A 16,029-nucleotide genomic window follows, 5' to 3' on the forward strand; every position below is an offset into this window, starting at 1 on the left:
TTTATAAAAAATCCAAGCATTTTCTGCCTGTATCGCTCTATCATCGTTCCTGATTGTTCTCGCTAAAGTAAAGAGGCATTATTAAACTTTCTTAATATACTCATACACTTCTTTAGGTTTTATATTAAGCATGTGGGCAATTTCCGTTATTTTCTTTCCTTCTTCCTTCATCTTTTTGATTTTTCTCTCCATTGTTTGCTCATATTCTTCTGCGATATCAAATAATGGACTTAATAAAGAGTTCCATATTTCAAAATCAGTAAATTTATTTCTTTCCAAAAACTCATTTAACAATATATCCAATTCTTTAGTTAGTATCATTCTTTTACCTTCTAACACTTGTTTCTCAGTTAGAAAATCACCTATATCTTTCATAAAATTAATAAATGATTCCATGGAATCTGCAAGAAAATCGCCACCACTCCAACTATCCATTCCATGCATGAGTGAAGATATAGGGTATCCTTCCTCACTTAAGTCAATAATAATTGGATCTCCACACATAGTTTCATATGCAATAACAATCCAATTTGCATCCCAAGTATCTTCCTCATCGGTTACAAGGGAGTTTCCATCGGTGTCAATGCTGTATCCTACTTGAAATTCATCTAATTGCTCAAAAGAACATACATCAAAATTTACATACTCTCTAATTTTTTTATATTCTAAGTTCATAAGTTCTAAATTTCTCTTTATCTCTACTTTTTGATGATAAGAATTAAATTGTATCATTGTCATTTTTACTACATCCCTATTCATACTTTATATGTATTCTTTTGTATCTGGTTGTTTACTAACAAACTAAGCCAAGAATATTAATAATAGATATTGTTATTTTTTCTTTGCTGTATTCCCTATAGTTATTAGAAAACAAATTACAATGAAACTATAACACCAAATTCTCTACATGTTCTCAAATGTCTAATAAGATATTCACACCTACATTATTTACTAATAACTCGGTTAAAGATGGTGCAATTTTAACTGCATCCTCCATGTCTAAATTTCCAAAACTGTTATAGTATATACCAAAACCATCTTTACCTTGTAGATAAATTAATGCACCCCCACCTTCATCATCACCAATTGCGAGTGAATAAAGAAGGTAATTCTGCACTTTATAAGCTTCATTCATTTCTATGCAATCCGAAGCTCCCCATATCCTAATATACATTTGGTCATTAACATTAATTTCAACATTTGAAGCTAGCTGAATCATTTCTATATATTCTGTAGGTACATCTATTACTGAGAAATGCTGAAGCGCTTTAATTTCTTTTTCTTTCGAAGGAGGTTCTTTTGTATCAACAGTATACATAGCACTGATATTATGTAGTATGTTCATTTTAATTTTAACTTTCTATTTTTGTTGAGAAAACAGTGATGAAAAAGACGAGCTTTTTTATTTAAACTGATTGATTCGAGTGTATGTTGGAAGTGGTAATGAATGCTTCAGAGCATTTACAGAACTTCTTTACAAGCAACGAATCGAACGAGACATGAGAAAAGCTATCCTTGAAGTTCGTAAAAACAAAGAAACCATTAACTTAAACAAAGATGATAAATAACTCTTGTCATGAAATGACACTTAAAAAAGTCAACAGCTACGTTCTCCTAACGTAGCTGTTGACTTTTCTTATTGGAAATGTATTTTTGGCAGTGCCCAAAGAACTCACAAAATAGCATCAATTTCCTTTTACAATTTGACCAATATCTTTCTCATCTTCACTTATCAAATCATAAAATCCTACATGAACACCTTCTTTATACAACCAACATAGGTCTGTTCCATAGGGAGCATCAAAAATTTCTAACATAACTGGTGCTATTTCTAATACAGAGTTTGCTCCTAAAACTTGAAAGTTACTAGAATCATTTACATATTCATCATTATCTTCTGAAGAGTAAATAGTCCACCCATGTAATTGAGGAACTTCTGATTTTTCTCTAAATGTATAACGTATTGGTTTTCCTGCTACAACATTCTTAGAAACAATAAAACCTCCATAGTCAGAATTATTAACTTTCATATTCATACTCCTCAATAAGATTTAATAAATCATTTCTCAAAGAATACTCTTTGGTATAATCCACACATGATCTTTCAAATGATACTTTGAACCACTACTAATCCACACCTTTTGCTCTTCTAATTTCAATTATACAATATTAACAATCTATTTTCTTTTATTAATATATACCGCGCATTATTCATTAAGTTTACATACATCTATGAAAAAAGCACTTGTTGTCCAAAATAACAATCAAGTGCTTTAAGTTCATATGTTTTTAAGTAGCATAAATTTGTAAGTTTTGTAGTAACAGTATGACACCTTTTGTATATCATGACAACTACTACATTAAAACTTACGAGTTTGTACGAGTTCGTTAGTTTTATGTCCATTCCATGTGTTTATATTTATCGCCATGTAAAATGTCATCTCGCCTAAGCTCGTACTTCGTTTTCTATTCTACCATTGCACATAATACTCTATGATGGTACAACCATCATGGAGTATGCACTTTTAAACAACCTATTCTTTTTCTTTCCACTACAATAATAAGTTCTTTTGTTGTTGACTTGCCTTATGTGCTTTTATATCTTTTCAACTTTAAACATTAGATGCTCTTAATTACCTCATTAACAGATTCACTAAACATATCAGGGTCTTCATTTTTTATATCAATCAATAATTCTTTAATACTAATCGTAATTGATGGATCAAATCCCGAAAGTACTTTTCCATATGCTAATCTTACTTGAGGGTGATTAAGAATTCTATAATGTAAAATTTCTACCCATTCTTTTGCTGAGTTAATCATCTTCGGAACAGCTTTAGCAATACATACAAGTCCTTCTTCTATATTATTTTTATATAAGCTCTCTATTCCATGAATCAAACCAAACATAACCTCAAATTGCTCAGTCTCATCATCCAAAACTAAACATAAATCTGTAATAACAGAGACGTCGTTGTACTCTATTACTTCCATTAATGACTCATTAAAATCTCGTATCTCATTTTCATTTTCTAATAAACGATTATCGTATAGTCTTTTTAGATGACTCTTAATATCCAAAGGTAATCATCCTTTCCATGTTTTATTTATCAAATAAATGCGGATACAGCTCTTTGTTTCTTTTAATAACTTCTCTTAAACCTTCTCTTATCTCAGCAGTATATAAACCATCTTTTATATAAATTCTTCGAGCATCCAAAATATCATGAGCTAAGGCATCACGAAAGCTAAGGTTTAAATACGCCTTCGATTTTTCTCCTGATAGACCATATGTATATGTTTCACGATGTCTCCCACCGGTTCCAGGATGAGGTTGTTCCATATTCATACTCACACCATCATTCCTTTTTATACCAGCTTGTTTCATTTTCTCTGCAGAAGGCATATGATGTGGAGTAATATTATCAAAAGCAGTTCCTTGTTTCACAAGTTGTTTATAGGTTCCAACTTTTCCTTCATTAGTCAATAGAGCTTTACCCGTACCCTTAACCCCACTACTCTCCAAATTCGAGATCCTACTCTGAATACTCGCCTTTGAGGCATCATGGGCTTCTTTTACGCTTTCACTGAAGTTCATTCCACCGTATCTACGTACGCTTCCATCAAGTAATACTTCTTCACCTCTAATGAAGGCGGTTGTTTCGTCCACACCTTTTACTAATGTATTTTCAATTATATAATACTAGTAATTTGTGTTAGCCCTAATTTATAGCATGCTTACCTATTAAAAAAGCACTTGTTGCCCTTCGTAGACAATCAAGTGCTTTAATTTCATATGTTTTATAAGTAACATTAATCCGTCACTATTCTTTTTTCAATAGTCCAATCTTTATCACCAAGATCTTTGTCGTTATCGTGGACAAATACTATGATAAAAACACCTTTACCTAGTTACGCTTCAAAGCCAATTACAATCCACTCATCTACATAACTCCAAAAACTGATTTTATATTTGGGCTTTAATTTTGCAGACCAAAAGGTAGCAGTGTTATCAATACAATTATTGTAATCTATAGCTACGTAACTCCCCATACCATTAGTGAAAAAGCCAAACGATGAATCTAGGTTGATTTTTATAGGCTCTTCTAAATCATCAATAATACTCCATTCAATACCCTCGTCCCCAAGATATGTTACTGATTCAAGTGGAACTAAGCCCATTGATTCACTCGCATAGTAATAAAATCCATCATGAACATTTTTATAAAAACTTCGAATTGAAGCAGGTATTTTATCCCATGCATCCTCTAATTCTATATTTTTTTGTCCCTTTTGAGGATTACACCCTTCGTAATATAATATGTCTCCTTTGGAATTTCTTATTGTGTATAAAATCGAATAAGCCCCTTCTACATCCATAATTTCAACATTTGTTAGATGTTTATTTAGATAAGAGATCGTATTCCGTAATTCAGTCCCTACATTTCTCCCCCATATGTTCAGAAGTAAATCAATTCGCCCTTTAATATCGTCATTATAAAACAGTTCTCTCCATTCAATTGGTATCTCATTATCACCCAGTCTACTAATTTCATCGATTGTTAATATTCGAACATTTTTATTGTACCTTTTTAAATAAGTAAGTTTTTGACCCATCTACTATCCATCTCCCATTTTTCATTGTTTATTAAAGTCGTTAATCTGTTTTTGTATCTTTCTTTCAAGTTCTTTTTCTTTAACTAGCATTTATTTGAGCTAACCGATCCTGCTTTATTTAGATTTTTATACGTTCCTATGTCACCTTCTCTTGGTAACAGTTTTTTGAAGCTACTTCTTTTACAATATTACCTGTTCCCTTAACAACACACCTTTCCAAGTTCGAGGTTCTACTCTGCATACTGAATACCCTCCTTACAGGCCACAAGAACTTCTTTTTACACTTTCATTAATTCATACTTCTACCCCTTTAATGAAGAGTTATTATCACAATATTTCGCTAGTTTATTTTTAATTATATAATACTACCAATATATGTTAGACTTAATTCATAAAAATAATTAAATTTATAACATGCCTATGTATAAAAAAGCACTTGTTGCCTTTCGTAGACAATCAAGTGCTTTAATTTCATATGTTTTTTTAATAGCTTAAATTTTGTAGGTCTTAGCTTGATCTTAATCACATCTTTCTATAAAATACTGCAGTCCAATTGTAGCTAACACTCGGTCTACACTTCATATCAAACCTTTTTTCATATAAATGTTCTTAGTATATTATTTTTGTAACTTTAAATTAGAAATTAACTCATCTAGACTATCCGAAAGCGCTTCAAACGAACCTCGTTCAAAATCCTCCAATTCAACCTTACCACTTACATTATCTAACACAACTATCAAACCGTTCCCTTCTACACCTATTGGAATCTTATCAACCTTATTATGATTGTTTTTATACCCTTCTAAATTACTTTCGAAGGAATCCAATTCAATATTTGGTAATACAGGTTCTAACCTAATATAATGATTTTCAACAAATCCATCTAAATCAGCAAACCAATAAGAATTAAAATAATCATCAATTGAAGTGTGCAATTTAATTTCAAATTTTTCCTCAATCGTCGTTAAATCATTCTTATTATTTTTTTCAATAGGTTTCCATGAAATTTCTTCTTCATCATCCATTTCACCTATATATATAAATGAACCCACTTCTTCGTTATATGGCGTTTTAAATAAAAAATCTAACCCTTTATCAAAATATTCTTTTCTTAAATTAAAATATTTGCTCATACCATCCTTCATTCCCAAAATAATCACCCTTACTTTTCTAATAGTTCAGCATATTTTGGTTATTCCCCCAAATTCCTGCGCTTTTTTCAGCATTATGAATCCCTCCTAAACCTGGATGTAGCTTTGAGGGTACATCAACAGTTTGACCTCCACCACCAATGTGATGATGTAATAAAGTGTCATTATATAATTCTTTTAAATCATATTGGTGGAAATGTTTTCTAAACCTAAAAATCTCTTTAAGTTTATAGACTTTGTATCAAAATTTTAAGACCCTTTTATTCAAAACCGATAACAATCCATTCATCTACAAAATTCCAAAAGTCAACATTATATTTAGGTTGGCTCTTAGCTGACCAAAAAGTAGCATTGTTATTCTTACAATTTTCATAATCTATAGCTATGTAGCTCCCCATGCCATTACTAAAGAATCCAAAAGATGTTTTTAAATTAATCCTTATAGGTTCTTCCAATTCATCTATAATCCCCCACTCTAAGTCATCATCCCCAAAGTAAGTTATAGTTTCTAATGGCATCAATCCCATTGATTCACTTGTGTAATCATAAAATCCATTATGAACATTTTCGTAAAAGTCCCTAATAGATTCAGGAATTTCTCTCCATGAAGATTCTAATTCCTCATTATTAAAACTATCTTTAGGATTTCTTCCTTCATAATATAAATCTTCTCCACCTTGATTTTTTATTGTATACAAGATTGAATAGGTGTCCTCACTTACCATCAGTTCAATATCCTCAAGGTATTCTGATAAGTAAGCAATAGTATTAGATAAATTATTATCTACATATTTTTTCCATCTACTCAAAATTTTCTTGATTCTCTTTTCTCTATCCTGTTCACTAAATACTTCCACCCATAAATCAGGAATTAAAGGTGAATTTATATTCTTAAATTCATTTGCATTAATCAATTGAATATCTTCATTATACTCTCTTAATATATCTAACTTAGAACTCATTTTTTCCCATCCTTTTTAATATTATTTTATATTATTCTTTGTTAAAATCATTAATTTGTTTTTGCAATATTCTTTCAATCTGTTTTTCTCTTGTAATCATCTTGCTCCTAAAATCAGGACTAACTTCTATTTCATCTGGTGTTCCCTTTTTATAATGTGTCTTAATTCGTTCATTAATTTGTCCAGGTGTTAACTTACCAAATTTATCATGCAGTTTATCCAAGCGATTTGCATATTTTCCTCTTTGAAGCTTTTCACCTTCACTCGTACCCTTAACCCCACCACTCTCCAAATTCGAGATCCTACTCTGAATACTCGCCTTTGAGGCATCATGGGCTTCTTGGAATTTCCCGCTATAATTCGTTCCAGATCTAACGACACTTCCATCTGGCAGTATTTCTACACCTTTAAAGATTGGGAATACGGAGTCCGCACCTTTTGCTAGTTTAATTTCAATTATATAATACTAGTAATTTCTGTTAACCTTAATTCATAAAAATAATTTTTAAACATTTATAACATGCCTATCTAATAAAAAAGCGCTTGTTGTCTTTCGTAGACAATCAAGCGCTTTAAGTTCCATTTGTTTTTAAGTAGCGTAAATTTCTAAGTTTTGTAGTAACAGTATGACACCTTGTGTACATCATGACAAATACTATCTTAAAACTTACGAGTTTGTACAAGTTTGTACGAGTTCGTTAGTTTCATATACATTCCATGTGTTTATATTTATCGCCCGGTAAAATGTCATCTCGCCTAAGCTCGTACTTTATTTTCTATTCTATCATTGCACGTAATACTAATTTTTTATCCATATCTAAATTCTTCTTTATCACCTATTCAACGTAATACCTCGGTGAACTCCTATAATAAAATTAAACTATTTAATCAGTAAAACAAATTTTCATATAAAGTTTACATAATAGTAATACCTCTTAAACTACCAATTCTACTTTTAAATTATTTATCAATTCAGCAAGTGAATTAGCAAGAAATTCGTTTTCTTCCGTTTCAAAATTCTCTATCAATATCTGTCCTGTTTTATTGTCAAAGATAATAGCCATATCTTCTGGAAAGACAAATCCTATTTGTATATATCTAAATTCTCTTCCATTGTTCTCTTCATATTGTTTCATTACTTCAAAAAATTCTAATATAGATTTACACGGTTCTATGGGTTCAAGATTAACTAATCTTGAACCGTAAAAGCCTTGTAAGCTTAAGAACCAATACGAATTAAAGTATTCTTTCATTGCATGGTGAATATTCATACCCAGCTTTTTTTCAATTTCTGTAAAATCATCTAAATCAACTTTTTCAATAGGTTTCCAATATACATATTCTTCTTCATCTGGATTACTTAAATACAATCGAGGATCAATCTCTTCATCCCACGGTGCTTTAGGATATGTACCATATTTTGTATCCCATACATTTATGAGTTCTTTAAAATAATGTTCTAATGCTTTTTTTATGTCCATGTTATACCTCCAAAAAGATTACTTAATAAATACTTGAAGACGTTCAGCGTTTTCTTGATCTTTTCCCCATATACCTATTTGTTTCTCTATATTATGGATTCCTCCACTCCCTGGATGCAACGGTTGTGGAATAGCCATTGCTTGTCCCCCACCACCAATATGATGATGTACTAAAGGTTTTCCTTTTAATCCCACAATATCATATTGAGGGAAATGTCTCCTAAAGACCGCATCATTTACAATAGCCCATCCATTATTAAGATTTTTGATGTTAGCATCGCTAAAATACTCAGGATGTAATTTATATAGTTCATTAAAATAATACTTGTTATCTCTTAGCCATCCTTCTGAATTTGTACTTTGCTTCCCCTTACCTATATAAGGCATATCCACAACAAGTTTTTCATCTGCTACTATTTTAGTAACAAATGTTCCTTTTCTAGTAATTATTTCATACTCTTTATTTAAAACGGTGTCGTCAATATCACGGTATACTCTCACTGGATGGTTTGTATTACCCGTACCCTTAACCCCACCACTCTCCAAATTCGAAATCCTACTCTGAATACTCGCCTTTGAGGCATCATGGGCTTCTTGGAATTTCCCGCTATAGTTCGTTCCAGATCTAGCGACACTTCCATCTGGCAGTATTTTTACACCTTTAACGAATGGGGTTACGGTTTCCGTGTCCACAACTTTTACTAATTATATAATACTAGTAATTTGTGTTAACTTTAATTTACAAAAATAATTTTTTAAATTTTATAGTATGCCTATCTATAAAAAAAGCACTTGTTGCCTTTCGTAGACAATCAAGTGCTTTAAGTTCATATGTTTTTAAGTAGCATAAATTTATAAATTTTGTAGTAACAATATGACACTTTTTATACTTCATAACAAATACTATCTTAAAACTTACGAGTTCGTTAGTTTCATATACATTCCATGTGTTTATATTCATCATTCAGTAAAATGTCACCTCGCCTAAGCTCGTACTTCGTTTTCTATTCTATCATTGCACTTAGTACTTCATGATGGTTGTACCATCATGGAGTGTATTCTTCAAAATAGCCATTTCTTTTTCTATTTACTTCTCATATATGTTTATACATGTTTACGCTAAGCCACTACAAACTTTTATCATATATGATATTGTACTCATTTTTTGTATCTTCCAGATTTTTAAGATGCTTTTCTAAGTATTTTTTCCCTGAATTACTTTTAGGCATAAGACCAAGATGTTCATATTCCCAAATAATCATTCTCTCGTGGGAATTTTCATCTGAAAGGTCATCATAATTAAAGTCAATATCAAACTTTCCTGTATTATCAAAAATCATAGTGAAATTTGTCCAAGCTTCTTGATCATTATCAATAAACTCTTTCTTCATTCTCTTAATACAATCTAACAAACGATGCCACTTCTTAAAATATTCTTCTTCTGGGACATTAAAGATTTCAAAAATACTATGACTGTAAATAGGAGTACTATTCTCTTCAGTGTAGTAATAAAAATATGCCTCTTGAGCACCTTCCCCAACCTCACCATACAGGTAAACCTTAAACCACTTCTCTGGAATTGTATCAATTACAACCTCTGCTATTTCATTGTATAACTTTCTTAATTTTTCATCATTCATCTAATTTTCCTCCTGGTACATTATCAAAATCCCTCAATCTCCATCTATCTTCATCACCAATTTTATATCTAATAACAACACTGTCTGGACGTTTTGAATTCCCGCTATAATTCGGCGTTATTTTCACTCTAACTTTATCACCATCATTAAGAGCATTAGCCCATTCATTCTCTAGTTTTTTCCATTCTCCTCTGTTTAAGTTACAATTCATTGGAACTAAATTATCCATATTACCAGAGTCTTTAAATATAGTTGCAATTAAATGTCCGCCGTCATCATCCAAACGGTCATTCCCACCTACCACTCTCTGAGCGTAGTTATTCCGCTTACCATCACCTAATTGAAGGCTACCCTCGCAACTTGCAACACGCCCTTGACTATCTGTTGTATATGTATATCCTTCTTTACTTGTATACTCAACATTTGGCTTTAATATCTTTTTACGTTTTTCTCTAGCATATTGTTCTCTATAGTTTACTTTTACAGGCCCTTCACCCGTCCCCTTAACCCCACCATTCTCCAAATTCGAGATCCTACTTTGAATACTCGCCTTTGAGGCATCATGGACTTCTTGGAATTTCCCGCTATAGTTCGTTCCAGTTCTAGCGACACTTCCATCTGGCAGTATTTCTACACCTTTAAAGTTTTGGGATACGGAGTCCGCACCTTTTGCTAATGTATTTCCAATTATATAATACCAGTAATTTGGGTTAGCCTTAATTCACAAAAATAATTTTTATAAATTTATAGCATGTCTATCTATTAAAAAAGCACTTGTTGCCTTTCGTAGACAATCAAGTGCTTTAAATTCATCTGTTTTTAAGCAGCATAAATTTGTAAGTTTTGTAGTAACAGTATGACACCTTTTATATGGTAACAAGTAATACATTAATACTTACGAGGTCATTATTATTATGTCCTTTCCATGTCTTTTCAATAAAATATCATCTCACCTAATTCTCACGCTTTTCTTTCTAATACAGTTGTAAAAATAAAAAATTCAATAGCCACTACGTTCTCCTAACGTTGCCATTGAATTCCTTTACTAAGCATGTACCTTTGTCAACGTGCAAGTAACCAACAAAATAGGCACATTTCTCAATTTATTTTCTATCTCTATTATCACCCCTCCCAAATCCAAAACATTTTTATTATTTCGAATTCAGGAGGTGAAAAGTTTAAATGCATTTGTAGTAACACATGGTGTTATTAAAATTGTACGTGGCCAAAAATAGCACATTCTAGGTGGTTATGCAATCTTGATATTAACTTATAAAAAAATCTTGATCGGATTCAAGGGTGAAGGCATACAACCTTAGGCCTATCTATAATATTTGATACACCTTTCTTGAAAAGGAATTCTATCATCAAGCAACACCTCTTCTTGCAGGATTTTTGTTATATTCTCTATTTTCCCAATGAATAATGCATAAAAGTCGCCCGAATTTGGATATAAAAACAGACCAAATCCCTTTGGTGACAGTATTTTGTTGGCCATCTTGATCTTATCGGGTAAAAATTCATAATTAAATGCTTCTAATCTCTCAAGTTCTTCTTGTGTTGCTAATTCAATTTGGTGGGCAAATTCGTAATCAAGAATAAAATTGACAATTTCTTGGTATTGCTCACCTTTATAGTCAACGTATAAAAACTGTTTCGTTGTCAATCCATATTTTAATAGGTCTTCATGTAAGTCATAACTTCCTTGTTCCTTCAAAATTGTTTCCAAATCCTTGCTATCAGGAAATATAATCTGCGCTATCCCTTGATCAGGCATCTTAGCTTCCTCCCTTTTATTGAAATAATTCTCCATGCTTGTTAGGAATATATTCCGGATAGTTTTCACGATAAAATTGATCGATCATCTGAAGTACGGGATCCCATTCAGGATATGACTCATGTTCCCCAAATACCATTCTAGCTTCTGGAGTATTCATCAGGAAATTATCGATTTGAGTAGGTACTGGCAACCCTAGTTGTTTCCTTACATGGATTAAAAATAATATTTCAAAAGGATAAAATCCATATCTGAAATCACCAAATTCACCTAGCTGTCCGATTTCAGAAGCTAATGCAGAATGATACTGTGACATTATCGAAATTAGATGTTCTATTTCTTCTAAATCACCAGTCGACCAACGTTCCAGCACTTCATCATAAATATTCAGGTCTTCAGGGATTGAGCCGCACCGCAGTTCAGCTTCCTTAAACTTATTTTTCACAGCTAGATGCAATTTTTTATTCGTTCCCATGATGGTTTTATTTCTATACTGCAAGTACAGCTCTAGCAAAAACCAAATATGTCTATCCTCTTCATTGGCATCTATTAAATGTTCACCGAAGTGATGAGTCATAAAATCATATAATATATTTTCTTCTTTCTCCCATCCATACATTGCAAAATGAACTAATGTGAGGACGACTTCTCTAAACGTATACCCCAAAATCATCTTTGGATATCTGATTTTATAAAGATCTTGTCCCATGCACTGGTAAAATAAGACTTTCTGCATGTTCTTTAATCCTTCTACATTGTTTCCACCGCTTATCAATACATCGTTTTTCCATAGTGACAAGTGATATGAGAAAATTTTGCTTAAATTTATTAGTAGGATGTGATCTTTCTCTGTTTCATTTTGCTTAACAATTTTCTCAACCTTACTTCTACTGACATTATATTTATCTTTCACATCTTCAAATTTGATTCCATCCACAAAATTTTTACTATATCTTTTAAAAGCCATTTCTAACTTTTTGGGGTTCATCATTGCATCCTCCCTATGAATTAATCTATTTTCTTATTCCAGTCCTTTACCTTTAACTCATCAACACCGAATCCAGTATCAGTAATCTTTATATCTGTTTCAACTCTAATAAAATCGAATTGTAGATCCGGACTCTCCAAATTCGAGATCCTACTCTGAATACTCGCCTTTGAGGCATCATGGGCTTCTTGGAATTTCCCGCTATAGTTCGTTCCAGATCTAGCGACACTTCCATCTGGCAGTATTTCTACACCTTTAAAGATTTGGGATACGGAGTCCGCACCTTTTGCTACTGTATTTTCAATTATATAATATTCCCGACTTAATCTATCTAACAATCCTTAAAAATAATCTATATTGATTTTCACTTATTTATCAATCTCTACGAAAAAAGCACTCGCTACCAATCATAGGTTTTCGAGTGCTTAAATGTATATACTTCCCATCATATTTAAATCATTTTTAAGATTTGTTCCTTCACATTTTCGTCAAACTTGGCTCCTTCTACCTTTGCTCCTGTCCAAACTACATTGTCAAGTTTAGCACCGGTAAAATTCGCGTCAGTAAAATCACCATTTAAAAGGGTCGCTCCTGTTAAATCCGCGTTTGTAAAATCTGTATTTCTAGCATCTACTTCTGATAAATTAGCATCTTCTAAATATGCTTTTTCAAAGTTACCTTCTGTAAGATTCGCGTTGCTGAAATCCGTTCCCGTACAGTCGGCCTGTTTTGCATCTATTTTATATAAATTTGCTTGTCGAAAAGTAGCATGATTTAATATTGTTCCAACTAATTCTCCATATGAAAAATCAACTTCATCAAAACATGTTTCAAAACAACTACTTATATTTACCTTTGCATATTTCATATTGGCTTTAGAGAAATTAGCTTCACCAAATCTACAATCTGCAATATGTATTTCCTCTAAATTACAGCTCCTGAAATCAGCAAGCTCAAAATCACAATCAAAAAAAGATGCTCTCATTAGTGAAGAAGCTCTTAAATGGACTTGTTTTGCCATGATACCCTCTGCCATCACCTCTGAAAAATCTGAAAAAGTAAGATCTAAATTGCTCATATCTAGCCCATCTATAACCTCATCATTGTATTGAGATCTATTTAATATTTCCATGACTCTTATTCTATCATTACCATTCTCATTCATTATTACGATCTCCTTTCATTTAGCTTTTCAGATAGTCCTTCCAAGCAATATTTGGAGAATAAGTTACACCCATTTGATCTTCATCAAAACTTGGTATAGCCATTACTTGTGCTGGTTCCAAATACTTCATTACTTGTAGCCAATTATCAAGTAATGTATCACTATCACTCCCTAATGGATTATTTAAAATATCAATACAAAGGCCACCCCAATCTAGCTCAGATACCACAACTGGACTATTTTGTAATAATTCCTTATCAAACATTTCTAAAATATGACCGCTAAAGTATGTTCTAGCCCCTACCCCTAAGGGACCGTTAGGAAGAAACCTAACTGGTATTGGTTGGGAAGATATTTCCATCCACATTTGTAATCGTTCACGTTCGGTATTCCACGGATATGATAAAGGCCAAAAAATTTGAGTTACTCCATAACTTGGTTTCGCAATTTCTGCAATTTGGTCAGATAACTCAAAAAAAGCAGGCCATAATTTTTTAGGTATCGATTTATGAAACTCAAACTTCAAAAATGAGCGATGACTCCAGTTAACTTCAAAACTCCCACTATAGTTCACCGATTTATCACGATAAAGGTAAACTTCTGATACTTTATGCTCTGAAACTACTTTTTCCAGGATTTCCTGACGATTATATTCTACCCGTACGGTTTCACTGTTACCCCAATGAGTAGGAGCAAATTTTTCATTTGACTCAAACACATCCAAAAGACGACCTAATACTTCTTCTTCGTTAAAAGATACTGTAGGATACATTGTAATTGAGAAAAAATCAGGTTTCATGTATATCCTCCTTAATACTAAAAAATATAGTCACATAATAATTTTTATTCATAGTTTTTTCCACCTACCTCCATCAGGTAAACGTGTATTGTTCTCCCATTTATGAGTCACTTTACCGCTATTTGGATCAGTGTAGTAAATCTCACTCTTTTCTCCTAAAGGCCTACTTGGTCTTGGATGAGGAGGAATCCCATTCAAATCGGGTTTATCACTTGATATTGTCACAATATGACTTCCATTTTTATCTTCGAGCATTTCCCTTTCAGCTCGCATTTGACTGTCATTATGAATAACGTGTTCTTTGTCACTTATTTTGTGTTTGTGATCATGAACTAAATCGATTTCATCCTTAGCATTACGACCTATAGCGTAAGATGCCCTTCACTGGATGTATACGTAACAACCTTACCAAGGTTATTGTTCTCTAGCTTACGGTCAAGATGTTCTCCTAAAGCTTTTCTTCCTTTTATTTCTTCTTCCCTACCACACTCTGTGATTTTTTTTAGATTCTCATTCCTAACATCCCATTTTTCACGATCTAAAGGTGGGATCGTTTCTTTACAATGACGTTCATATCTAATATCATTTGCTACTTTATACTCTCCCTGAGCCTCAGCTTCATCTATTTTCTTTCGATAGTATTTTTCTCGTTCTGGAGTTAGTTTAACTTTTTTGGGTTTTGCATTACTACCTTTACCCGTACCTTATTTAAAACCAAAAGCGATAATTGGGTTACCAATTATCGCTTACTAAGTCAAACCATTTGATGTACTATAAAGTAACAATTATTTTATTATCTATGATAGTTCTAAAATTGGTGTAATTTCTCATCATATTATTACCATATGCACTAACTGCTTCATTACCACACACCATACTTTCATAGTTATCTTTAAATTCTTTTTTTATTGACTCTTCCAAACTGTCATAGTATCTTTTGATAGCTTCCTCTGCCAATTCACGCGACCCGTGCGTTAATATAAAATTAATATCTACCATATAACCCTTTTGAGGATAAAAACCCCTTTCAACAACCTCTTTTACAAAGTTGTTCAAATCATTCGTACACCTTTCTACAATTGGCATAAATACACTATTTAACCAATTAGTGAATTCGTTAACTGTCCGCTCCCACTCTTCCTCATTTGCTATGTTCCAATATAACTGACCGCTTGGTACATTGCACTGACGTGTATTAATATGAAATATTTTATCTTTAGATTTTAAAGGAAGAATTGCGCATTCACCATAAAATACTACATTTTTATCAGATATATTATTCCAACTTGTATAAAAGAGTACCTTATAAATGAAATTTTTATCTTTTTTACTCATCCAATGACCAGACTTAGAATATTTCCAGCCATTATCTAAATACTTTTCAGATATTAGATTACATACGCGCTCAAATGCTTTATTTGCTTTCATATTACATCTCCAATTCAAACT

19 protein-coding genes and 3 pseudogenes are annotated in these 16,029 nt (G+C 32.2%); all 22 read right to left on the reverse strand.

Features of this window, described 5'->3' with window-relative positions; all coding sequences use genetic code 11:
• Positions 1-81: 81 nt before the first annotated feature.
• The 22 genes and pseudogenes from PDQ68_RS18780 to PDQ68_RS18885 all read right to left on the reverse strand — a co-directional run bounded on the left by PDQ68_RS18780 (position 82) and on the right by PDQ68_RS18885 (position 16,008).
• The gene (locus PDQ68_RS18780) at positions 82-738 is read right to left on the reverse strand and encodes an SMI1/KNR4 family protein (RefSeq protein ID WP_061184296.1); all 657 of its coding nucleotides are present in this window, start codon (positions 736-738) and stop codon (positions 82-84) included.
• Between the two features lie 175 nt (positions 739-913).
• Complete coding sequence (locus PDQ68_RS18785; RefSeq protein WP_062822234.1) at positions 914-1,345, reverse strand: SMI1/KNR4 family protein; 432 nt, start codon at positions 1,343-1,345, stop codon at positions 914-916.
• A gap of 340 nt (positions 1,346-1,685) precedes the next feature.
• Positions 1,686-2,030, reverse strand: a complete 345-nt coding sequence (locus PDQ68_RS18790) for a DUF2185 domain-containing protein (protein WP_061182337.1) — start codon at positions 2,028-2,030, stop codon at positions 1,686-1,688.
• A 589-nt stretch (positions 2,031-2,619) separates the two neighbouring features.
• Positions 2,620-3,081: an Imm30 family immunity protein gene (locus PDQ68_RS18795; RefSeq protein ID WP_061130544.1), complete on the reverse strand. Its 462-nt coding sequence runs from the start codon at positions 3,079-3,081 to the stop codon at positions 2,620-2,622.
• A 22-nt stretch (positions 3,082-3,103) separates the two neighbouring features.
• A complete protein-coding gene (locus PDQ68_RS18800; RefSeq protein ID WP_080444040.1) occupies positions 3,104-3,670 on the reverse strand; it encodes a hypothetical protein in 567 nt (188 codons plus the stop codon).
• A gap of 242 nt (positions 3,671-3,912) precedes the next feature.
• Positions 3,913-4,617: a hypothetical protein gene (locus PDQ68_RS18805; protein ID WP_061182336.1), complete on the reverse strand. Its 705-nt coding sequence runs from the start codon at positions 4,615-4,617 to the stop codon at positions 3,913-3,915.
• A gap of 617 nt (positions 4,618-5,234) precedes the next feature.
• Positions 5,235-5,750 carry a SecY-interacting protein Syd gene (locus PDQ68_RS18810; RefSeq protein ID WP_176359166.1) on the reverse strand — a complete coding sequence of 172 codons (516 nt, stop codon included), beginning with the start codon at positions 5,748-5,750 and terminating at the stop codon, positions 5,235-5,237.
• Between the two features lie 37 nt (positions 5,751-5,787).
• Positions 5,788-5,985: a hypothetical protein gene (locus tag PDQ68_RS18815; RefSeq protein ID WP_161939536.1), complete on the reverse strand. Its 198-nt coding sequence runs from the start codon at positions 5,983-5,985 to the stop codon at positions 5,788-5,790.
• 43 nt (positions 5,986-6,028) lie between these two features.
• Positions 6,029-6,730 carry a hypothetical protein gene (locus tag PDQ68_RS18820; protein WP_061182614.1) on the reverse strand — a complete coding sequence of 234 codons (702 nt, stop codon included), beginning with the start codon at positions 6,728-6,730 and terminating at the stop codon, positions 6,029-6,031.
• Between the two features lie 261 nt (positions 6,731-6,991).
• A pseudogene (locus tag PDQ68_RS18830) lies at positions 6,992-7,181 on the reverse strand (HNH endonuclease); the annotation flags it as partial.
• Positions 7,182-7,665: 484 nt separating this feature from the next.
• Positions 7,666-8,211, reverse strand: a complete 546-nt coding sequence (locus PDQ68_RS18835; protein ID WP_061182616.1) for a SecY-interacting protein Syd — start codon at positions 8,209-8,211, stop codon at positions 7,666-7,668.
• A gap of 18 nt (positions 8,212-8,229) precedes the next feature.
• Positions 8,230-8,904, reverse strand: a complete 675-nt coding sequence (locus PDQ68_RS18840) for a hypothetical protein (protein ID WP_061182617.1) — start codon at positions 8,902-8,904, stop codon at positions 8,230-8,232.
• A gap of 46 nt (positions 8,905-8,950) precedes the next feature.
• Positions 8,951-9,172, reverse strand: a complete 222-nt coding sequence (locus PDQ68_RS29040) for a hypothetical protein (RefSeq protein WP_061182627.1) — start codon at positions 9,170-9,172, stop codon at positions 8,951-8,953.
• Positions 9,173-9,338: 166 nt separating this feature from the next.
• Complete coding sequence (locus PDQ68_RS18845; protein WP_000997347.1) at positions 9,339-9,851, reverse strand: antitoxin YezG family protein; 513 nt, start codon at positions 9,849-9,851, stop codon at positions 9,339-9,341.
• The gene (locus PDQ68_RS18850) at positions 9,844-10,476 is read right to left on the reverse strand and encodes a DNA/RNA non-specific endonuclease (RefSeq protein WP_061182618.1); all 633 of its coding nucleotides are present in this window, start codon (positions 10,474-10,476) and stop codon (positions 9,844-9,846) included. The genes PDQ68_RS18845 and PDQ68_RS18850 overlap by 8 nt, the downstream gene beginning before the upstream one ends.
• 696 nt (positions 10,477-11,172) lie before the next feature.
• Positions 11,173-11,628 (reverse strand): hypothetical protein, encoded by a 456-nt coding sequence (locus PDQ68_RS18855; RefSeq protein WP_061182620.1) that lies wholly within the window; start codon positions 11,626-11,628, stop codon positions 11,173-11,175.
• Positions 11,629-11,644: 16 nt separating this feature from the next.
• Positions 11,645-12,619 (reverse strand): hypothetical protein, encoded by a 975-nt coding sequence (locus tag PDQ68_RS18860; RefSeq protein ID WP_061182621.1) that lies wholly within the window; start codon positions 12,617-12,619, stop codon positions 11,645-11,647.
• 128 nt (positions 12,620-12,747) lie between these two features.
• Positions 12,748-12,954: pseudogene (locus PDQ68_RS18865) on the reverse strand (hypothetical protein); the annotation flags it as partial.
• Positions 12,955-13,067: 113 nt separating this feature from the next.
• On the reverse strand, positions 13,068-13,781 hold the full coding sequence (locus PDQ68_RS18870; protein ID WP_061182622.1) for a pentapeptide repeat-containing protein: 714 nt from the start codon (positions 13,779-13,781) through the stop codon (positions 13,068-13,070).
• Between the two features lie 19 nt (positions 13,782-13,800).
• Positions 13,801-14,580 carry a hypothetical protein gene (locus PDQ68_RS18875; RefSeq protein WP_061182623.1) on the reverse strand — a complete coding sequence of 260 codons (780 nt, stop codon included), beginning with the start codon at positions 14,578-14,580 and terminating at the stop codon, positions 13,801-13,803.
• 48 nt (positions 14,581-14,628) lie between these two features.
• Positions 14,629-15,284: pseudogene (locus PDQ68_RS18880) on the reverse strand (ADP-ribosyltransferase); the annotation flags it as partial.
• A 67-nt stretch (positions 15,285-15,351) separates the two neighbouring features.
• Positions 15,352-16,008 (reverse strand): hypothetical protein, encoded by a 657-nt coding sequence (locus tag PDQ68_RS18885; RefSeq protein WP_000646589.1) that lies wholly within the window; start codon positions 16,006-16,008, stop codon positions 15,352-15,354.
• Positions 16,009-16,029: the final 21 nt, after the last annotated feature.

The organism is Bacillus cereus group sp. Bc010 (assembly GCF_027716745.1).
Lineage (GTDB): Bacteria > Bacillota > Bacilli > Bacillales > Bacillaceae_G > Bacillus_A > Bacillus_A pacificus.